Origin of the sequence: Thioalkalivibrio sp. ALJ15, assembly GCF_000383695.1 — a bacterium.
Classification (GTDB): Bacteria; Pseudomonadota; Gammaproteobacteria; order Ectothiorhodospirales; family Ectothiorhodospiraceae; genus Thioalkalivibrio.
The window spans coordinates 176,297-195,737 of record NZ_KB912058.1 but is presented as its reverse complement, the minus strand read 5'-3'; the positions used below and the strand labels follow the sequence as shown (position 1 = coordinate 195,737).

The window sequence follows — 19,441 nt, the reverse complement described above, 5'->3', positions numbered from 1 at the left end:
GTTGTCTATTGCGATCCAGTCCCCTGAAATCGCCGCCTCCTGATCTCATACGGTCCGTAGTGCGCAGGATGTGTCAATCCCTGCGAAATGCACCGAACGTGGTCCGATCAGGCGCCTGTTGATGCGATTCGCTAAGCTCATCGCATCCTGCGAGGCTTCCCTGCAAGCAGCACCGGCCGTCAATACACCCGCTCCTTCGGCGGGAACGAGGCCACGGTGTTCGGCTGGGTGCGCACCGGCTTGTAGTCGAGGCTGTCGTCGGCCAGCGAGTACAGGCTGTGCTTGAGCCAGTGCTGGTCGTCGCGCTCGGGGAAGTCAATGCGCGAATGCGCCCCGCGGCTCTCCTCGCGCCCCAGCGCGGAGCGGATGGTCGCGATCGCGCAGTCCATCAGGTTCTCCAGCTCCATCGCCTCCACCCGCGCGGTGTTGAAGGTGGCCGAGTGGTCCGCGATCACCGCGTGGTTCAGGCGCTCGCGCAGCGCGCGGACCTTCTCCACCCCCTCGCGCATCACCTCGTCGCTGCGGAACACCGAGCAGTGGTCCTCCATCACCTTGCGCAGTTCGCGCTTGAGCGGTTCGACCTGCTCGGCGGAGCCGTCGCCCGGGTCCTTGCGGTCCCAGCGCGTGAGCCGCGCCATCGCCTGCTCCACCGCCGTCTCGTCCAGCGGCCGGTGATAGCGGTTCTCGCCCAGGTACTCGAGGATGTGATTGGCCGCCGCACGCCCGAATACGAGGATATCCAGCAGCGAGTTGCCGCCCAGGCGGTTGGCCCCGTGCACCGAGACACAGGCGGCCTCGCCGGCCGCGTACAGCCCCGGAACCGGGTCCTCCGGGGTGTCCTTGACCGGCGCCACCACCTGGCCGAAGCGGTTGGTCGGGATCCCGCCCATGCTGTAGTGGCAGGTGGGAAACACCGGGATCGGGGCCTCGATCGGGTCCACCCCGAGGAAGGTCATGCTGGTCTCGCGGATGCCCGGCAGACGCTGCATGATCGTGTCCGCGCCCAGGTGGCGCAGATCCAGCAGCACATGGTCGGCATTGCGCCCGCAGCCCCGGCCCTCGCGCACCTCGGTGGCGATGGAACGGCTGACCACGTCGCGCGAGGCCAGGTCCTTCGCCCGCGGGGCATAGCGCTCCATGAAGCGCTCACCCTCGGAGTTGATCAGGAACCCGCCCTCGCCGCGCGCGCCCTCGGTAATCAGCATCCCGCGCCCGGCGATCCCGGTCGGATGGAACTGCACGAACTCCATGTCCTCCAGCGGCACCCCGGCGCGCAGCGCCATCGCCATGCCGTCGCCGGTGTTGATCAGGGCGTTGGTGGTGGTGCGGAACAGCTGCCCCGCCCCGCCGGTGGCGATCAGCGTGGTCTTGGCCTCGATCACGATCGGCTCGCCGGTCAGGATCTCGAAGGCCAGCACACCGAGCACGAAGCCCTGCTCGTCGCGCAGCAGGTCCACCGCGAAGTACTCGTCAAAAAAGTGCGTGCGTGCGCGCAGGTTCTGCTGGTACAGCGAGTGCAGAATCGCGTGCCCGGTACGGTCGGCCGCCGCACAGGTACGCGCCGCCTGGTCCTGACCGAAGTTCTGGCTCTGCCCGCCGAAGGCGCGCTGGTAGATGTTGCCGTTGTCCAGACGCGAGAACGGCACGCCGAAGTGGTCCAGCTCGTAGACCACCTTGGGCGCCGCGCGGCACATGTACTCGATCGCATCCTGGTCGCCCAGGTAGTCCGAGCCCTTCACGGTGTCGAACATGTGCCAGTGCCAGGAGTCCGGCAGCACGTTGGCCAGCGCGGCGTTTACCCCGCCCTGCGCGGCGACCGTGTGCGAACGCGTGGGAAACACCTTGGAGACCACCGCGACCTTGGCATCGCCGTTGGACAGCTGCAGCGCGGCGCGCAGGCCCGCGCCACCGGCGCCGATGATCAGCGCGTCGAATTTGCGCCGGGTCAGATTCATGCAAGCCCCGTTCGAATCAGGAGGTAGAGGGCCCACAGGCCCAGAAGAATGAGCGCGCCCGCGCCGAGGGTCAGTACGGTCAGGCGCAGCGCCAGCGGCTTCACGTAGTCGAGTACGACATCGCGCAGCCCGATCCACGCATGCAGCAGCAGGAGCACGACAAACAGTGCACTGCCCAGCGCCACCACCGGGTGCGCGATCACCGCCACCCAGGCCGCGTGATCGGCCGGCGGGGCGATCAGGAAATAGCCCAGGGCTGCGATCACGAACAGCCCCACGTAGACCGCGGTGATCCGCTGCAGCAGCCAGGCGCCCTGCCCCGACAGCAGCCTCACAGGATCAGCCCCAGCCAGACGGCGAGCGTGGCGAAGATTGCGGCGTACAGGGCATCACGCGCGGTGCGCAGCGAGCCGGCCCGGTCCTCCCCGATGCCGAACTCCATCAGCAGATAACGAATCCCCGCGAACAGGTGATGCAGCAGCCACCACAGGCCGATCAGCAGCAGCGCCAGCCCGACCGGGTGCCGGATGATCGCGGCCACCTGCGCAAAGCCCTCCGGGCTCGCCAGCGAGCGATCCAGCAGCCACAACAGCACGGGGATGGCGAGAATCAGGAGAATCCCGGTAATACGGTGCAGGATGGAAACTACGGCATTCAGCGGTAGGCGGATCTTGCGCAGATCCAGGAAAACGGGCCGTGCCGGAGAACTCATGCCACCCCCAAAACCGGATGATGAAAAATGTCGGGCTGACACCCTGCAAGAGGTTCGTCTACTATCGACCCGCTTGGTTCAGCCGGTCGCCCGACCTGTGTTGAGCTTACCACCTCAATCCGCCGCCGTGGGTCCCCAAGGCCACCAGCCGAACGGACACACGACGCGCTGCCACGGGAGAGTTTTCGATGCGCGAAGACTGGAAGAATCACCTGATCGACGCCGGGGCCGAGTTCGAGGACGACGACCTCCTGCACTACGGAAACCCCGAACGCGAACGCCGCATGGCCATCAATGGCGAGGTGATCTGCGACCTGTCCCACCGGGGCCTGCTGGAGGTCCGCGGCGAGGACGCGACCGAATTCCTGCAGGGCCAGTTCGGCAACGACATCACCCAGGTCGATGCCAGCCACAGCCAGATTTCCAGCTACTCCAGCCCCAAAGGGCGCGCCTACGCGGTGTTTCGCGTGCTGCGCACCGCGGACAGCTACCTCCTGGAGATGCCGGCTGACCGCATCGAGGCCATCGCCAAGCGGTTGCGGATGTTCGTGCTGCGGGCCCATGTGGTGATCGAGCGCGCCGACGACTCGCGCATCCACTTCGGGTTTTCCGGCCCTGACGCCGAAACCGAACTGAACAACGCACTGGGCGCCCGCCCCGCGAACGTGGACGACGTGGTCGAAAAAGACGGCGTGACCATCGTGCGCGTGCCCGGGGTGCACCCGCGTTACGAGCTGTTCGGCGAGCTCGAACCGATGCGCACCGCCTGGGACAAGCTGAACGTGCGCTCGGGCCCGGTGGGGCCGCGCGAGTGGGCCCTGCTCGACATCCTCGCCGGGATGCCGACCGTGGTCGAGGCGACCAGCGAGATGTTCGTGCCGCAGATGCTGAACCTGCACGCGCTGGGGGCGATCAACTTCGAGAAGGGCTGCTACCCGGGACAGGAGGTGGTGGCCCGGATGCACTACCTCGGCAAGCTGAAGCGGCGCATGTTCCGCCTGGCAATCCCCGCCTCGGAGCTGCCGCAGCCGGGCTCACCGGTATTTCGCGCCGGAGGCAACCCGGAGCAGTCGGACGGCGAGATCGTGGCCGCGGAACTGCACCCGGACGGCCTCTACTCGGCCCTGGCGGTGGTGCAGGTGGCGGCCGCCGAAGGCGAGCTGCACTGGGGGGCACCGGATGGCCCGCGGGCGGAGGTCGTCGACCTGCCCTACGCGGTACCGGAAGGAGCCTGAGCCATGCGATTCCTGTTCTTCTTCTTCGTCCTGATCCTGCTCGCGCTGTGGGCGGCCTTCTTCAGCCGCCCCAACAACCCGACGCTGTCCAATTGGCTGTACGTACTGTCCGGGGTCCTCGCCGTGCTGTTCCTGATCGGCTACCTGCGCCTGGACGGGGTGATATAGCGCGGACGAGCACGAGGAGGAGCGCCCTGCGCTATTCGCGGCCCCGGGATATTCGTGGCCCGGGCTATTCGTGAATGTAGTCGACGACCTCGAGCCCGAAACCGCCCAGGCCATGGAAGCGCTTGGGCGCGGACATCAGCTTCATGCGGCCCACGCCGCAGTCCGCCAGGATCTGCGCGCCGATGCCGTACATGCGCCACTCGGCCGAATTCTCGCGCCCGCCACGCTCCTCCTGCGGCGGCTGCCCGAGCTGTTCCAGGCGCTGCGCCAGGGCCTCGGCGCTCTCGTGCTTGCGCAGCACCACCACGACGCCCTCGCCCGCCTCGTCGATGCGGCGCAGAGCGTCGTCCAGCGGCCAGCCACGATCCGGGCCGGCATAGCCCAGGGTGTCATGCAGCGTGTTTTCCAGGTGCACGCGCACCAGGGTGCCCTGCTCCGGCTTCGGCTCGCCGCGCACCAGCGCAAAGTGTAGCTGGTGGTCGACCTCGTCCTGGAATGACAGCAGGCGGAATTCGCCGTGCGCGGTCGGGAACGGGCGCTCCGAGACGCGCTGAACGGTCTTCTCGTTCTCGATGCGGTAGCGGATCAGGTCCTCGATCGTGCCCATCTTCAGGTCGTGTTCGGCACAGAAGCGCTCGAGGTCCGGGCGCCGCGCCATCGTACCGTCCTCGTTGAGGATCTCCACGATCACCGCGGCCGGCTCGGCCCCGGCCAGGCGCGCGAGGTCGCAACCGGCCTCGGTATGGCCGGCGCGCACGATCACCCCGCCCGGCTGCGCCATCAGCGGAAAGACATGTCCCGGCTGGACGATGTCACCCGGCTGCGCGTTGGGCGCCACGGCCGTGCGGATGGTGTGCGCGCGGTCATAGGCGGAAATACCCGTAGTCACGCCCTCGGCGGCCTCGATGGACAGCGTGAAGTTGGTGCCGTGCACATCGTTGGTGTCGGTCACCATCAGCGGCAGCGCGAGCTGCTTGCAGCGCTCGCGGGTCAGCGTCAGGCAGATCAGCCCGCGGCCGTACTTGGCCATGAAGTTGATGTCCTCGGGGCGCACATGCGAGGCGAGCATCAGCAGATCGCCCTCGTTCTCGCGGTCCTCGTCGTCGACGATGACCACCATGCGCCCGGCCTGCAGTTCCTCGAGGATGGTTTCGGTATTGGAAAATTCCATGCGTGCCTTCGGTCGGGGGCCGTGCGCTCAGTCGCGCGACCCGGAATGATTGGGGAAGCCCTGTTCGGCCAGCCAGGCCTCGGACAGATCACCCGCGCCCACGCCCGGCTCCGCCGCGCGCTCGCCCAGCATCAGGCGCTCGAGGTAGCGCGCGATCAGGTCCACCTCCAGGTTCACCGGCGTGCCCACCGCGTAGACAGAGAAGCGGGTCAGCGACCAGGTGTGGGGGATGATGTTGACCTCGAACTCGGCCCCGTCGACGCGGTTCACGGTCAGACTGGTGCCATCGATGGTGATCGAGCCTTTCGCGGCGATGTAGCGCGCCAGCGCGGCGGGGGCGCGAAAGCGCACGCGGGTCGAGCGTGCGTCCGGCTCCATCGCGACCACCTCGCCGACGCCATCGACGTGGCCCGAGACCATGTGGCCCCCGAGGCGGTCGCCCAGCGCCAGGGCCCGCTCCAGGTTGGCCCGGTCGCCCGGCCCCAGCCCGCCCAGCGTGGTCACGTTCAGGGACTCGCGCGAGACATCGGCGGCGAAGCCCGCGCCCGTCAGGTCGGTCACGGTCAGACACACGCCGTTGACCGCGATGGAGTCGCCCAGGCGCGTGTCCGACAGGTCCATCCCAGGTGCATTCACATGCAGGCGCACGTCGCCGCCGCTGGGCGTCAGGCGATCCAGGCTGCCAAGGGTCTCGATGATTCCGGTGAACATGGGCCTTGTATCGGTTTCAGGCCGCCCCGGGAAGGGACGCCGCGAGCCGCCCATCTTAGGGAAACGCGAAGGCGTTCGCACCACACGATGGAGGACGTATGGATTTAGCACCCCGACAAGGCGCAGGACGATCGGACCATCAGGAGCGCGGACGGGCTCGCAGGCGCAGGCTGTCACCGACCCAGCGGCTCTCGAGGATCTCCAGCTCCGCGCGTTCGTCCATGCGCGCCAGCGGCCACTCCACCAGCGGACGGGCACTCGAGCCCAGCAGCAACGGCGCCTGGTACAACAGCCACTCGTCCACCCAGCCCCCGCGGGCCAGGGCGCCGGCCAGACCGGGGCCGGACTCGACATGCAGTTCGTTTACCTCGGCGCGTGCCAGCTCCACCAGCACCTCGCCGAGGTCCAGTCCGCCCTCGGGCGAGTCGCTGGCCAGCGCGATCGGCCGCACATCCGCGCCATGCCCGCGCAACGTATCCGCGACCGGCGAACGCGCGGCATCCGGCCCGGTCAGGACCCACACAGGCCCGCTCTTCAGGATCTGGGCGCCGGGGGGCGTGCGCAGCCGGGCATCCAGGATCACCCTGAGCGGCTGCCGGGTGGGCAGATCCGAGTAGTGCGGGTCATCAGGAAAACCGGCCTGGGCAGCCAGCTGATGCGGTTTCATGCGCACGGTCAGGCGCGGGTCGTCGGCCACCACGGTACCGCTGCCGGTCAGAATCGCCCCGGCGCGCGCCCGCCACAGCTGTACGTCGCGACGCGCGGCCTCGCCGGTAATCCAGCGGGACTCGCCCGAGGCCATCGCCGTGCGCCCGTCCAGGCTCGCCGCGAGCTTGATCCGGACCCAGGGACGTCCTTGCTCCATGCGCTGGACAAAGCCCGGGTTCAGTGCCCGGGCCTCGGCCTCGAGTACGCCGGTTTCGACCTCGATCCCGGCCGCGCGCAGCGCCTCCATGCCGCCACCACAGACCCGCGGGTTCGGGTCCTGCATCGCAATCACGGCCCGGGCCACGCCGGCCTGGATCAGCGCCTCGGTACAGGGAGGAGTGCGACCGTGGTGACTGCACGGCTCGAGCGTCACGTAGACAGTGGCCCCGCGCGCGGCTTCGCCGGCCGCGTGCAGGGCGTTCACCTCGGCGTGCGGCTCGCCGGCACACCAGTGCAGCCCCTCTCCGACGACCTCGCCATCGCGCACCAGCACACAGCCCACCCGAGGATTGGGATCGGCACTGAAGCGGCCATAGTCGGCCAGCTCCAGCGCCCGCGCCATGTGACGCCGATCCTCCACCGCCTGTTCGTGTCCCGGCTGTGCCATCAACTGCCCTCCTGCGAATCCCCCGGTGCGGCGGCATCCGTGTCGGCGAGTCCCTCATCGATCAGGCGCAGCTGTGAACGGCGCATCTCCGGCGTCAGGTCATCCTCGAGCCGCTCGATGGCCTCGCGGAAGGACTGCACACTGGCAAAGCTCAGATAGATGGAGGCAAAACGGATATAGGCCACATGGTCCAGGGCATGCAAGGCTGCCAGGACCATTTCGCCAATACGGTCGGACTTGACCTCGGGGGCCGCCAGGGACGCGAGCTGGCGCTTGATGTCGTCGATCACGCGCTCGACATCCTCGGTCTTCACCGGGCGCTTGTGCAACGCCCGACGCAGACCACTGCGCAACTTGTCTTCGTCGAAGGCAACGCGCTCGCCGGAGCGCTTGACCACCCGCGGCAGGCTGAACTCCGCCCGCTCGAAGGTGGTGAAGCGCGCCCGGCACTCGCGGCACTCGCGCCGACGCCGGATCTGCTCCTGCTCCGGACCGGCCACCCGCGAGTCGACCACGCGGGTGTCCTGAGCGCCACAGGCCGGGCAGCGCATGGCGGGCCACCGCTACGCCGCGTTATTCGGGGGCGCCGTAGACCGGGAAGCGGCGGCAGATCTCGACGACCTTGTCGCGGGTCGCGTCGATCACCTGCTCGTTCTCGTGGTCGTCCAGCACGTCGGCGATCCAGCCGGCCAGCTCGCGCGACTCCGCTTCGGTGAAGCCACGCGTGGTCAGAGCGGCGGTGCCGATGCGGATGCCGGAGGTCACGAATGGGGATTCCGGATCGTTGGGCACGGCGTTCTTGTTGACCGTGATGTTGGCGCGACCCAGCGCGGCGTCCGCGGCCTTGCCGGTCATGCCCTTGGACACCAGGCTCAGCAGGAACAGGTGATTGTCGGTCCCGCCGGAGACGATGTCGTAGCCACGCTCGACCAGGACCTCGGCCATCGCGCGGGCGTTGGCGATCACCTGCTTCTGATAGGTCTTGAATTCCGGCTCCAGGGCCTCCTTGAAGGCCACCGCCTTGCCGGCGATCACGTGCATCAGCGGGCCGCCCTGGGTACCCGGGAAGATCAGCGACTGGAACTTCTTGTTCAGCTCCGGCTGGCCCTTGGTGATGATGAAGCCGCCACGCGGCCCGCGCAGGGACTTGTGCGTGGTGGAAGTGACCACGTGGGCGTGGTCGATCGGGTTCGGGTATTCGCCGGCGGCGATCAGGCCGGAGACGTGGGCCATGTCCACCATCAGGTAGGCGCCCACGGAATCGGCGATCTCGCGGAAGCGCTTCCAGTCGACCACGCGCGAGTAGGCGGAGAAGCCGGCGACGATCATCTTCGGCTGGTGCTCGGTGGCCAGGCGCTGGACCTCGTCGTAGTCGATCAGACCCTCGTCGGTGATGCCGTACTGCACCGCGTTGTAGATCTTGCCGGAGAAGTTCGGCTTGGCGCCGTGGGTCAGGTGACCGCCGGCGTCCAGGCTCATGCCCAGCACGGTGTCATGCGGCTGCAGCAGGGCCATGTACACGGCCGCGTTGGCCTGCGAGCCGGAATGCGGCTGCACGTTCGCGTAGTCGGCGCCGTAGAGCTGCTTGAGGCGATCGATCGCGAGCTGCTCGACGATATCCACATACTCGCAGCCACCGTAGTAGCGCTTGCCCGGATAGCCCTCGGCGTACTTGTTGGTCAGCACGGAGCCCTGGGCCTCCATCACGCGCGGGCTGGTGTAGTTCTCGGAGGCGATCAGCTCGATATGCTCTTCCTGGCGCTGCGCCTCCTTGCTGATGGCGCCCCAGAGTTCGTCGTCGTAGCCGTGGATACTCATGTCGATCGAAAACATTCGGATCTCCCGTTTCATTACTTTCGTGGATTCGGTTTCCCGGCGCGCCGACTCACCGGCGCAGGCCTGGGAAGGGGGAAACAAAGACGCGTAATGATAGGGGATGCGGGGCTTTTTTTCAGGTGGCCGCCACGCCATGGCCAGACCACCGTCCAGGTAGCGCACAACGCAAGAATCCAAAGCCTTCCGTATTTTCAGCTACATACGGCCTATTGCGCGCTGCCGGGCAAGCTCGACAGGGTAGCCATGGCCTCCGGCGCGCACGGCCTGGTGTCCCGTTTCTTTACACCCAATCCTGGCCGGGTAAACCCCTCTCGCGGCACTGAGAATGTACCCGCCGGGCGCCACTCACCCGAACGGCGTAGTCGTCGGTGTCACACTTTTTTACGCCCATCCAGTCCCGCTGCCATCCGGCAAAAGGCGCATCCTCCTATCGGTCTGTTTTTTCGAATGAATTAGCGCGCATATGGGAATGGCACCGTTTCTGCATAGCCCTGAGTGCACAAGGACCGGATGGGCCGGATCCGCGCAAGCCACCCAGGGGGCTATTCCCAGGGAAGGTGCATCGAATGAACCCCAAACGTACTACACCCTATTTCGCGAGTGCCGCCCTGTTGCTGGGCCTGGGCCTTTCCGGCGCCGCACAGGCTTCGTTGATCAGCTGCGCCAGCCTGGATGGCGGCGTTGAAAACCGCGTCACCGCCAACATCGGCTGCCAGATCCTCGAACCCCTGGATGGGCATGCAAACGACCCTGTGGGAGGCGACCCCTCCAACTGGATCGTCAACACGGCCGGTGGCACGGGCTTTTTCGGCATCAGTGACTGGCAGTTCGATGGCCGCTGGGAAGATCCGCCGAACAGCAACGGCGATCCGCTGGAGTTTGATCCGGCCGATCCGACCCTCAACCTGGTCACGCTGGACGGAACCTCCCAGGGCGGGACCTGGACACTGGATCCGAGCTTTGTCTACGGCGACCTGCTGTTCCTGTTCAAGGATGGCCGCGGCACCAATCTGACCGGGTTCCTGATGACTGGCTATAACGGCAGCTACCTCTCGCCATTCATTGACCCGCCGTTTGACTTCCCGGGTGCAAGCCCCAAAGACATCTCCCACGTGAGCATCTACTACCGTCCGAACGGGCAGGTACCGGAGCCCCACACACTGTTGCTACTGGGTCTGGGTCTGGGCTTGCTGGGTATCGCCGTCCGCCGCAAAGCACGCAGGGACACGATGGCGGCCTGATCACGTCCTGCTCGACTTGGCATGATGGCGCCCATGTGGCGCCATCATTTCGTTCATGCCTCCTGATCCACAGTGATTCGCTCGCCTCGACCGAACATGTCCGGTTCTTTTACATCTCGGCCGTAACCCACGACCGCCTCTCCACATCAAATCTCACAAGCGATTGTTTCATCGCCCGAATCCCCCATCTCGTCGAACATGGCACGAAGCGTGCTGCATTCCCGCCTTGTGAGTGATGGCACTTTCAGGCGATCCGCGCCCCAGCCGCATTCATGAGAAACCATGGAGGGACTTTCGTCCCATGGAGGTAAGCTCGATGTCATGCAAGCCATTGCTCTCGTTCCTGGCCGGAACGGTGTTCCTGTTGACCCTGTCGCTCTCCGGGGCCACCCAGGCCGCACTGCTCGATTGCACTGCCCTGTCCGGCAACGTCGGTGACAAGGTCACCAACAATCTCGGCTGTCAGATTTTGTCGCCACTGGATGGCGCAGCCACCGACTCCACCACCGGCGATCCCTCCAGCTGGCTTGTGAATACCGCGGGCGACACCGGATTCTTCGGAATCAGCGACTGGCTATTCGACGGCCGCTGGACCTCCCCCGGGTCGAACAGCTCGACCCTCGCCAGCTTTGATGGCAATCGCCACAGCGGGCAATGGAACCTCGATTCCGAATGGGACTATGGAGACCTGCTGTTCGTGTTCAGTCATGGCAGTGGCACCAACCTGGTCGGCTTCCTGATGACCGGGATCAATGGCAATTACAGCTCACCCTTCACCCAACCGCCCTTCAGCTATCCGGGTGTGGCCACACGCAACATCTCGCATATCAGCGTCTATTACCGTTCGGGCGAGGTCGGCACCGTCCCCGAACCGAAGACGATGCTGCTGATGGGACTGGGGCTCGGCCTGCTCGGGCTGATGCTTCGCCGGAACCGACGCCAGGGGCCCCGTTTTCCGGCCTAGGCGAACGCCCAACGGCCCGTCGCCGCGCCATCAAGGGCACGCCTGTCGGGCGTGTCCTTTACCCTGATTGAAGAGGGGCCTGCACAGGACCGCGGATGACCGAAGGCGAGGCGATCCCCATCGCCCCCGGCCCGCAGGCACAGTCGACCTGAACGCGAACGTGCTATTTGATCGGCGTCTCCCTAGAATCCTCGGCACTGCCGCGATTCGTTCCCGGCATGACCCCGGAGGGCGTATGAATCGATCCAGTGTGCCGAGGGCCGACCGGCGATGGCTGCAACGCCTGCTGCCAGTGCTCACCCTGGTCAGCCTGCTACTGGCCACCACCGCGCAGGCCGAATCGCGCTTCATCAATATCGGCACAGGCGGGGTCACCGGCGTGTATTACCCGGCGGGCCAGCACCTGTGCCGCCTGTTCAACACCCGTCGCGACGAGCACGGGATGCGCTGCACAGCGGAGAGCACCGGCGGCTCGGTCTTCAATCTCAACATGATCCGCTCGGGCGACATGGACTTCGGCGTCGCGCAGTCGGACCTGCAGTACCACGCCTATCGGGGCTCCGGGCGTTTCGAGGAATTCGGGCCCGCTCCCCATCTCCGGGCGGCGTTCAGCCTGCATGCCGAACCCCTCACCCTGGTGGTGCGCCCCGACGCAGACATCGAGGGGCTGGATGACCTGCCCGGCAAGCGCGTCAACATCGGCAACCCGGGCTCGGGCCAGCGCATCCTGATGGAAGAACTGATGGGGGCGCTGGGCTGGGACCAGGACACCTTTCGCCGGGTGAGTGAGCTGCCCTCGCGCGAGCAGGCCCAGGCGCTTTGCGACAACCGCATCGACGCCTTTGTATTTTCCGTCGGCCACCCCTCGGCCGCGATTCAGGAACCCATCGCGACCTGCAACGCCCGACTGGTGTCGATCGAGGGTTCAACCGTCGACCAACTGGTCGAGGACACCCCTTATTACCTGCGCGCGCTGATCCCCGCCGGCACCTACCCGGGCCAGGACGACGACATCCATACCTACGGTGTCGGCGCCACGCTGGTGACCTCGACCCTTACATCGGAACGCGCGGTCTACGAGATCACCCGCGCGGTGTTCGAGAACTTCGAGACCTTTCGCGGCCTGCATCCGGCCTTTGGCCCGCTGGAACGCGAGACGATGGTGGACGAAGGACTGTCGGCCCCCCTGCATCCGGGGGCCCAACGCTATTTCCGTGAAGCGGGGCTGATCGAATGAGCGAAACCAGGGGGACCACCGGGGAGGCCACGGAACCGGCCGACAACGCGGCCGAGACCGCCCAGGAGCTGGAATCCGGCGCCCGTCATCCGGGGCGCGGCACGCGCAGCCTGATCTGGCTGACGGCGGTGGCCTGGTCGCTGTTCCAGATCTGGATCGCCTCGCCCCTGGGCGACTGGCTGGATTTCTTTGTCGTCTCGGATACCGAGGCGCGCTCGATCCATCTGGCCTTTGCGGTCTTCCTGGCCTACCTGCTGTTCCCCGCGATCCGCCCGGGCACACGCCACGTGTCCTGGCCACGCGCCATTGGCGTGACCTATGCCCTGGGCGGGCTGATCCTGATGGTGTTCGGGGTCTGGCAGTTGCTGGGCCTGGAGCGTCTGGCCGAGGTCTACGTGATCATCGGACTGACCCTGCTGGTGATCGCATTGCCGCTGCTGCGCGGCCATGACCCCATCCACCACATACCGCTGACCGACTGGATGTTCGCTGCAATCGCGGCCTTCAGTGCGCTGTATCTGTACCTGTTCCACGCCGAGCTGGCCGACCGTCCCGGGGCGCCCTCGGACGTCGACCTGATCGTCGCCGGGATCGGCCTGATCCTGCTGCTGGAGGCCACCCGGCGGGTACTGGGCCCGGCGCTGACGATCATTGCCGCGATCTTTTTGTTCTACACCTTCGCCGGCCCGATCATGCCGGACATCATTGCCCATCGCGGCGCCAGCTATCCGCGCGCGATGGCCCAGCAGTGGCTGTCCAACGAAGGCGTGTTCGGGATCGCGCTCGGCGTCTCGACCAGCTTCGTGTTCCTGTTCGTGCTGTTCGGCGCGCTACTGGAACGGGCCGGCGCCGGCGACTACTTCATTCGCGTGGCGTTCTCGCTGCTGGGGCACATGCGCGGTGGCCCGGCCAAGGCGGCGGTGATGGCGTCCGGGATGACCGGCGTGGTCTCGGGCTCGTCCATCGCCAATGTCGTCACCACCGGGACCTTCACCGTGCCCCTGATGAAGCGGGTCGGCTTCAGCCCGCACAAGGCCGGGGCCGTGGAGGTCGCCAGCTCGGTGAACGGGCAGCTGATGCCGCCGGTGATGGGTGCGGCCGCGTTCCTGATGGTCGAGTACGTCGGGATTCCCTATGTCGAGGTCCTCAAGCACGCGATCCTGCCGGCCCTGATCGCCTATATCGCGCTGATCTACATCGTGCACCTGGAGGCCTGCAAGAACGGCATGGAGGGCCTCAAGCGCGCTACCGTCACCACCTGGCGCGGCCGCCTGATCAGCTTCGGGATTACCGTCTCCAGCCTGATCATCCTCGCCGCCGCGGTGTACTGGGGGCTCGGCTGGATCAAGGACCTGGCCGGCGACGCCGCCGCCTGGATCATCGCCGCTTTGCTGTTTACCGCCTATATGGTGCTGCTGTGGATTGCCGCCCACGAGCCGGAGGCGGAGCCGCTGGATACCGAGCGTCCCCTGCCGCGCGTGCTGCCCACAGTGCTGGGCGGCCTGCACTATGTGCTGCCGCTGGTGGTGCTCGTCTGGGCCCTGGTCGTGGAGCGCCTGTCGCCGGGGCTTTCCGCCTTCTGGGCCGTGGCGTTCATGATCTTCATCGTGCTGACCCAGCGGCCGCTGGTGGCGCTGTTCCGGCGCCAGGGCCGGCTCGCCCAGGCGACCTGGGTCGGGGTGTGGGAGCTGTTCCAGGGCTTCGAGACCGGCGCGCGCAACATGATCGGCATCGGGGTGGCGACCGCGGCGGCCGGGATCATCGTCGGCACCGTCGCGATGACCGGGGTCGGACTGGTGCTGACCGACCTGGTCGACACCCTGTCCGGCGGCAACCTGCTGATGGTGCTTTTGCTGACCGCGCTGATCAGCCTGGTGCTGGGCCTGGGGCTGCCGACCACCGCGAACTACATCGTGGTCGCGACCCTGATGGCCCCGGTGATCGTGGAGCTTGGGGCGCAGAACGACATCCTGATCCCGCTGATCGCCGCACACCTGTTCGTGTTCTATTTCGGCATCATGGCGGACGTGACACCGCCCGTGGGGCTGGCCTCGTTCGCCGGGGCGGCCGTCGCCAAGGCGGACCCGATCCGCACCGGCATACAGGCCTTCGCCTACAGCCTGCGCACCATCGCGCTGCCGTTCTTCTTCATCTTCAACAGCCAGCTGCTGCTGATCGGCGTGGATAACGTGTTCCAGCTGCTGCTGGTCTTCCTCGGCTCTCTGGCGGGCATCCTCCTGTTCACTGCGGCGACCCAGGGCTGGTTCCTGGCCCGCAGCCGGCGCTGGGAATCGGCACTGCTGCTGGTCAGTGCGTTCGTGCTGCTGGCCCCGACCGTACTGATGGACCGCGTGGCGGAGCCCTACGAGCGTGTGCCGGCCGAACAGCTGTTCGAGGTCGTGGAGACCATCCCGGATCGCGAATCGCTGCGGGTCGAGGCCACCGGCATCGACCTGGAGGGCCGCGAGATCACCCGCACCGTGATGTTCCCGCTGGGCGACCCGGGCCTGGAGCCGCGCGAGCGCCTGTCCGATGCCGGACTCGATGTCACCTTCGATACGGACACGGAAAAAGCGCGCATCCAGACGGTTGCTTTTGGCAGCCCGGCCGGCCGGGTAGGCTTGGAAGGTGGCTGGACGATCACCAGCGTGCTCGTGGATACGGACCGCCCGAGCCCCTACTGGTGGTACCTCCCGGGCATGCTGCCGGCGCTGCTGGTGGCCTGGAACCAGCGCCGTCGCGAACCGCCCGCCGGGCCGACCGCGACGGCACCGGCGCTCAGCGCCTGACGACCCACGCGACAGGAAGACGGCACCATGGAACAACCCAAGTACGGCTTTAACGTGATTCTGAGCGTCCCGATGGATACGGCCATCGAGCGCACGACAGCGGCCCTCGGCGAGGAGGGCTTCGGCATCCTCAGCGAGATCGATGTAGCCGCCGCCTTCAAGAAGAAGCTGGATCTCGATCATCGCCCCTATCGCATCCTCGGCGCCTGCAACCCGCATCTCGCGCGTCATGCCATCGAGGCCGATCCCAACATCGGGCTGCTACTACCCTGCAACGTCCTGGTGCAGGACAACCAGGACGGGACCTGCACCGTCGGCTTCATGGACCCGGTAGCGGTGATGGCCCTGGTGGACAAACCGGGCGTCGAGGCCCTTGCCAGCGATGTCCGGGAACGCCTCGAACGGGTCCGCCAGGCACTGGAAGCCGGTGAGCCTGCCACCCGGTGAGAGATAACAAGGACCATGCCGCGCCGCTCGCGGAGGCGATTCGCGAGGCCAGCGTTGCGGGGACCCGAATCGCCGTGCGCGGCGGGCGCCAGCATGGTGATCAGAGCTTCCCCGACGGCCTCCCCTCCGGTGTACTCCAGCTGGAGACCCGCGAGCACCGGGGTATCGCGACCCTGGAGCCGAGCGAGCTGGTCGTCACCGTGCGCAGCGGAACGCCCGTGGTCACCCTGGACCAGGCGCTGGCCGAGGTCGGCATGATGCTCCCCTTCGAGCCCGCGCTGGGTACTCTCGAAGCCACCGTCGGCGGCATGGTCGCGCTGGGGATGTCGGGACCGCGGCGCCCGTGGGCCGCCGCGCTACGCGATGCGGTGCTGGGCACCCGGGTTGTGAACGGACGTGGCGAGATCCTGCAGTTCGGCGGCCAGGTAATGAAGAACGTCGCCGGCTTCGATGTCTCCCGTCTGATGTGCGGCAGCCAGGGCGGTCTCGGGCTGATCCTGGAGACCAGCTTCAAGCTGCTGCCAAGACCGCCCTGCGAGCGCTACCTGCAACGCGAGGATGATGCGGAGTCGTTCGTCGCGCGCTGCAGCGCCTGGGGGCGCACCGGGTGGCCGTTCTCGGGGATCGCCTGGCACGACGGCGTCACCCATATTCGGCTCGGTGGCGGCGAGGAGGCGGTCGACGAGGCCATCCAGCGCATCGACGCCGAACCGGGCGACCCGGCCCGGGGCTTCTGGGACGCGCTGAGGGACCGCAGCCTGCCCCTGTTCACGGACGAGCTGGCCGCCGAGGCCCGGCTGTGGCGGATCAGCCTGCCGCCGGCGACGGAACCGCTCGCGCTTTCCGGCGAATGGCTGATGAACTGGGGTGGCGCGGAGCGCTGGCTGCGCACGACGGAGCACGCTGAGACCGTGCGCCGCGTCGTGACCGACGCCGGCGGGCACGCCCGCCTGTGGCTCGGCGACGCCCCGGGCGTGTCCCGCCTGCACCCGCGCGGGGAGGCACTGGAGGCCCTGGAAGGCCGCCTGCGCGAGTCCCTGGACCCGGATGGCGTCTTCTTCGCCCCCCTGCTGCCGAACCCGCGCTCCCGCCGGCCGCGCACGACCTGAGCCATGGAGACCCGGCTGCACAAACGCTTCGCCGATGACCCGGCCGCGCGCATTGCGGAGGATGCGCTGCGCGCCTGCGTGCACTGCGGCTTCTGCAACGCGACCTGCCCGACCTACCAGGAACTGGGCGACGAGGTCGACGGCCCGCGCGGCCGCATCTACCAGATCAAGGAAATCCTCGAATCTGGCGAGGCCAACCCGACCGCGCGCACCCACCTGGACCGCTGCCTGACCTGTCTCAACTGCATGACCACCTGCCCCTCCGGCGTGGATTACAACCACCTGGTCGCCTATGGCCGGGAGGTGATCGAGCACGACCTCGACCGAAACTGGCGTGACCGGGGCCTGCGCAGCCTGCTGGCCCGCGCCCTGCCCGCACGCTGGCCGTTCCGAATGGCCCTGGGGCTGGGGCGCCTGGTCCGCCCCGTCCTGCCGGCGACCCTGCGCCGTCGGGTACCCGCGCGACAGGAAGCCCACGAAACGACACAACCGACCCCTTCGCCAACCCTGGAAGGTTTCCCCCACGGGCGCATCCTGCTGCTGGCTGGCTGCGTACATGACGCGATTGACGCACGCACCAACGCCTCGCTGAAGAACCTGCTGGGGCGCCTCGGCATCGACGTCGTGGAAGTCGCTGAAACGCGTTGCTGCGGCGCGGTCGAACATCACCTGGCGTTCGAGGAGCGCGCCCGGCAACGGGTGCGCGCCAACCTCGACGCCTGGAAAGGCGTACTCGACCAGGGCGTGGACGCGGTGGTCAGCACCGCCAGCGGCTGCGGTGTGATGCTGCGCGACTACGGCCACCTGCTGGCCGGCGACCCCGACTACGCGGAACGCGCACGCACCGTTGCCGAGCGCGTACGCGATCCGGTGGAACTGTTCACCCCCGCTGCCGTACAGAAGCTGGGCATCCGCGCGCCGCAAGGCCACGACCCGATCGCCTGGCACGCCCCCTGCACCCTGCAGCATGGCCAGCGCCTGGCCGGGCGCGTAGAGCCGCTGCTGCAGACGGCCGGCTTCGAACTGGTACCCACAGCGGAGCCACACCTGTGCTGCGGTTCGGCGGGGACCTATTCGATCACCCAGCCGGCGATGGCCGCCCGGCTGCGTACCCGCAAGCTGGACAACCTGGAGGCCGCCACGCCCGCGCGCATCGTGACGGCCAACGTCGGTTGCCAGACGCATCTCCAGTCCGGGACCGACACCCCGGTCGAGCACTGGCTCACGCTGCTCGAGCGCCATTGCCCGGCAACTCCCGCCGGTGCGTAGGGGCGCTTGCCCGGACCGGTACGGCACACTAGATTCCCCCTTTTCCAATCCGGTAGACGCATCCATGCAGGCAAAATCCTTTCTCCCCCCGCAGCGCACCCTGATGGGCCCCGGCCCCTCCGACGTGAACCCGCGCGTGCTGAGCGCGATGAGCCGCCCGATCATCGGCCACCTGGATCCGGTGTTCGTCGGCATGATGGAGGAGATGAAAGGCCTGCTGCAGTACGCGTTCCAGACCGAGAACGCGCTGACCTTGCCGGTCTCCGCCCCCGGCTCCGCCGGCATGGAGACCTGCTTCGCCAACCTGGTGGAGCCGGGCGACAAGGTGATCGTCTGCATCAACGGCGTGTTCGGCACGCGCATGAAGGAGAACGTCGAGCGCTGCGGCGGCACCGCCGTGGTGGTCGAGGATGACTGGGGCGCCCCGGTCTCCCCGGGCAAGGTCGAGGACGCGCTGAAGGGCAACCCTGACGCGAAGATCCTCGCCTTCGTGCATGCCGAGACCTCCACCGGCGCCTGCTCCGATGTCGAGACCCTGTGCCGGATGGCCCGCGAACACGACTGCCTGACCATCGTCGACGCCGTCACCAGCCTGGGCGGCAGCCCGCTGAAGGTCGACGACTGGGGCGTGGATGCGATCTACTCCGGCAGCCAGAAGTGCCTGTCCTGCACCCCGGGTCTGTCGCCGGTCAGCTTCAGCCAGCGTGCGGTGGAGCGCATCCAGGCGCGCAGCCACAAGGTCCAGAGCTGGTTCCTCGACCTGAACCTGGTGATGGGCTACTGGGGTGGCGGCGGCAAGCGCGCCTACCACCACACCGCGCCGATCAACGCCCTGTATGCGCTGCACGAGTCGCTGGTCATCCTCGCCGAGGAAGGCCTGGAGAACAGCTGGACCCGCCACGCCCGCCACCACGCAGCCCTGCGCGCGGGCCTCGAGGCCATGGGCCTGAAGTTCCTGGTCGACGAGGCCCACCGCCTGCCGCAACTCAACGCCGTACACGTCCCCGAAGGCGTGGACGAGGCCGCCGTGCGTGCGGAGCTGCTGGAGCGCTACAACCTCGAGATCGGCGCCGGGCTCGGTCCCTATGCCGGCAAGGTCTGGCGCATCGGCCTGATGGGCCATGGCGCGAACGAGCGTAACGTGTCGCTGTGCCTGTCTGCGCTGGAGGCGGTACTGGCCGACATGGGCGCAGTGAAACCGGGCCAGGCCCTGGCCGCCGCCCGCGCGAGCTACAAGCAAGCGTAGCGCTGGACCACCCGAGCCGATAACAAAACCTGCGGG

18 protein-coding genes are annotated in these 19,441 nt (G+C 67.4%); 10 read left to right on the top strand and 8 right to left on the bottom strand.

Features of this window, described 5'->3' with window-relative positions; translation table 11 throughout:
* Positions 1 to 179: 179 nt before the first annotated feature.
* The 3 genes from sdhA to sdhC are packed head-to-tail and all read right to left on the bottom strand — an operon-like array spanning position 180 to position 2,667.
* Positions 180 to 1,955: a succinate dehydrogenase flavoprotein subunit gene (sdhA, locus tag G015_RS0107685; RefSeq protein ID WP_018138466.1), complete on the bottom strand. Its 1,776-nt coding sequence runs from the start codon at positions 1,953 to 1,955 to the stop codon at positions 180 to 182.
* Entirely contained in the window at positions 1,952 to 2,290 is a 339-nt protein-coding gene (gene sdhD / locus G015_RS0107680) for a succinate dehydrogenase, hydrophobic membrane anchor protein (RefSeq protein ID WP_018138465.1), read from the bottom strand. Before sdhD ends, sdhA begins: the two co-directional genes overlap by 4 nt.
* Positions 2,287 to 2,667 carry a succinate dehydrogenase, cytochrome b556 subunit gene (gene sdhC, locus G015_RS0107675; protein WP_018138464.1) on the bottom strand — a complete coding sequence of 127 codons (381 nt, stop codon included), beginning with the start codon at positions 2,665 to 2,667 and terminating at the stop codon, positions 2,287 to 2,289. Before sdhC ends, sdhD begins: the two co-directional genes overlap by 4 nt.
* Positions 2,668 to 2,855: 188 nt before the next feature.
* Here sdhC and G015_RS0107670 point away from each other — a divergent pair, with 188 nt between their 5' ends.
* Positions 2,856 to 3,902, top strand: coding sequence for a folate-binding protein YgfZ (locus tag G015_RS0107670; RefSeq protein ID WP_018138463.1), 1,047 nt, complete (start codon positions 2,856 to 2,858; stop codon positions 3,900 to 3,902).
* A 3-nt stretch (positions 3,903 to 3,905) separates the two neighbouring features.
* On the top strand, positions 3,906 to 4,070 hold the full coding sequence (locus G015_RS14310; RefSeq protein WP_018138462.1) for a hypothetical protein: 165 nt from the start codon (positions 3,906 to 3,908) through the stop codon (positions 4,068 to 4,070).
* A 64-nt stretch (positions 4,071 to 4,134) separates the two neighbouring features.
* Here the strand turns inward: G015_RS14310 and ribBA are convergent, their stop codons facing one another.
* The 5 genes from ribBA to glyA form a co-directional block, all read right to left on the bottom strand.
* Positions 4,135 to 5,241 carry a bifunctional 3,4-dihydroxy-2-butanone-4-phosphate synthase/GTP cyclohydrolase II gene (gene ribBA, locus G015_RS0107660; RefSeq protein ID WP_018138461.1) on the bottom strand — a complete coding sequence of 369 codons (1,107 nt, stop codon included), beginning with the start codon at positions 5,239 to 5,241 and terminating at the stop codon, positions 4,135 to 4,137.
* 27 nt (positions 5,242 to 5,268) lie between these two features.
* A complete protein-coding gene (locus tag G015_RS0107655) occupies positions 5,269 to 5,952 on the bottom strand; it encodes a riboflavin synthase (protein ID WP_018138460.1) in 684 nt (227 codons plus the stop codon).
* Positions 5,953 to 6,091: 139 nt separating this feature from the next.
* Entirely contained in the window at positions 6,092 to 7,267 is a 1,176-nt protein-coding gene (gene ribD / locus G015_RS0107650) for a bifunctional diaminohydroxyphosphoribosylaminopyrimidine deaminase/5-amino-6-(5-phosphoribosylamino)uracil reductase RibD (RefSeq protein WP_018138459.1), read from the bottom strand.
* Complete coding sequence (gene nrdR, locus G015_RS0107645) at positions 7,267 to 7,818, bottom strand: transcriptional regulator NrdR (protein ID WP_018138458.1); 552 nt, start codon at positions 7,816 to 7,818, stop codon at positions 7,267 to 7,269. Before nrdR ends, ribD begins: the two co-directional genes overlap by 1 nt.
* A 22-nt stretch (positions 7,819 to 7,840) precedes the next feature.
* A complete protein-coding gene (gene glyA, locus G015_RS0107640; RefSeq protein WP_018138457.1) occupies positions 7,841 to 9,100 on the bottom strand; it encodes a serine hydroxymethyltransferase in 1,260 nt (419 codons plus the stop codon).
* 569 nt (positions 9,101 to 9,669) lie between these two features.
* Here glyA and G015_RS0107635 point away from each other — a divergent pair.
* From G015_RS0107635 to G015_RS0107600, 8 genes are all read left to right on the top strand, one after another.
* The gene (locus G015_RS0107635; protein ID WP_018138456.1) at positions 9,670 to 10,344 is read left to right on the top strand and encodes a PEP-CTERM sorting domain-containing protein; all 675 of its coding nucleotides are present in this window, start codon (positions 9,670 to 9,672) and stop codon (positions 10,342 to 10,344) included.
* Positions 10,345 to 10,675: 331 nt separating this feature from the next.
* Entirely contained in the window at positions 10,676 to 11,308 is a 633-nt protein-coding gene (locus tag G015_RS0107630; protein WP_018175474.1) for a PEP-CTERM sorting domain-containing protein, read from the top strand.
* A 235-nt stretch (positions 11,309 to 11,543) separates the two neighbouring features.
* A complete protein-coding gene (locus G015_RS0107625) occupies positions 11,544 to 12,545 on the top strand; it encodes a TAXI family TRAP transporter solute-binding subunit (protein ID WP_018138454.1) in 1,002 nt (333 codons plus the stop codon).
* Positions 12,542 to 15,334, top strand: a complete 2,793-nt coding sequence (locus G015_RS0107620) for a TRAP transporter permease (protein ID WP_020146408.1) — start codon at positions 12,542 to 12,544, stop codon at positions 15,332 to 15,334. Before G015_RS0107625 ends, G015_RS0107620 begins: the two co-directional genes overlap by 4 nt.
* A gap of 27 nt (positions 15,335 to 15,361) precedes the next feature.
* Entirely contained in the window at positions 15,362 to 15,781 is a 420-nt protein-coding gene (locus tag G015_RS0107615; protein ID WP_018138452.1) for a DUF302 domain-containing protein, read from the top strand.
* A complete protein-coding gene (glcE, locus tag G015_RS0107610; protein WP_020146407.1) occupies positions 15,778 to 16,890 on the top strand; it encodes a glycolate oxidase subunit GlcE in 1,113 nt (370 codons plus the stop codon). The genes G015_RS0107615 and glcE overlap by 4 nt, the downstream gene beginning before the upstream one ends.
* A gap of 3 nt (positions 16,891 to 16,893) precedes the next feature.
* Positions 16,894 to 18,159 (top strand): glycolate oxidase subunit GlcF, encoded by a 1,266-nt coding sequence (gene glcF, locus G015_RS0107605; protein ID WP_018994064.1) that lies wholly within the window; start codon positions 16,894 to 16,896, stop codon positions 18,157 to 18,159.
* Positions 18,160 to 18,223: 64 nt separating this feature from the next.
* Entirely contained in the window at positions 18,224 to 19,405 is a 1,182-nt protein-coding gene (locus tag G015_RS0107600) for an alanine--glyoxylate aminotransferase family protein (protein WP_020146406.1), read from the top strand.
* Positions 19,406 to 19,441: the final 36 nt, after the last annotated feature.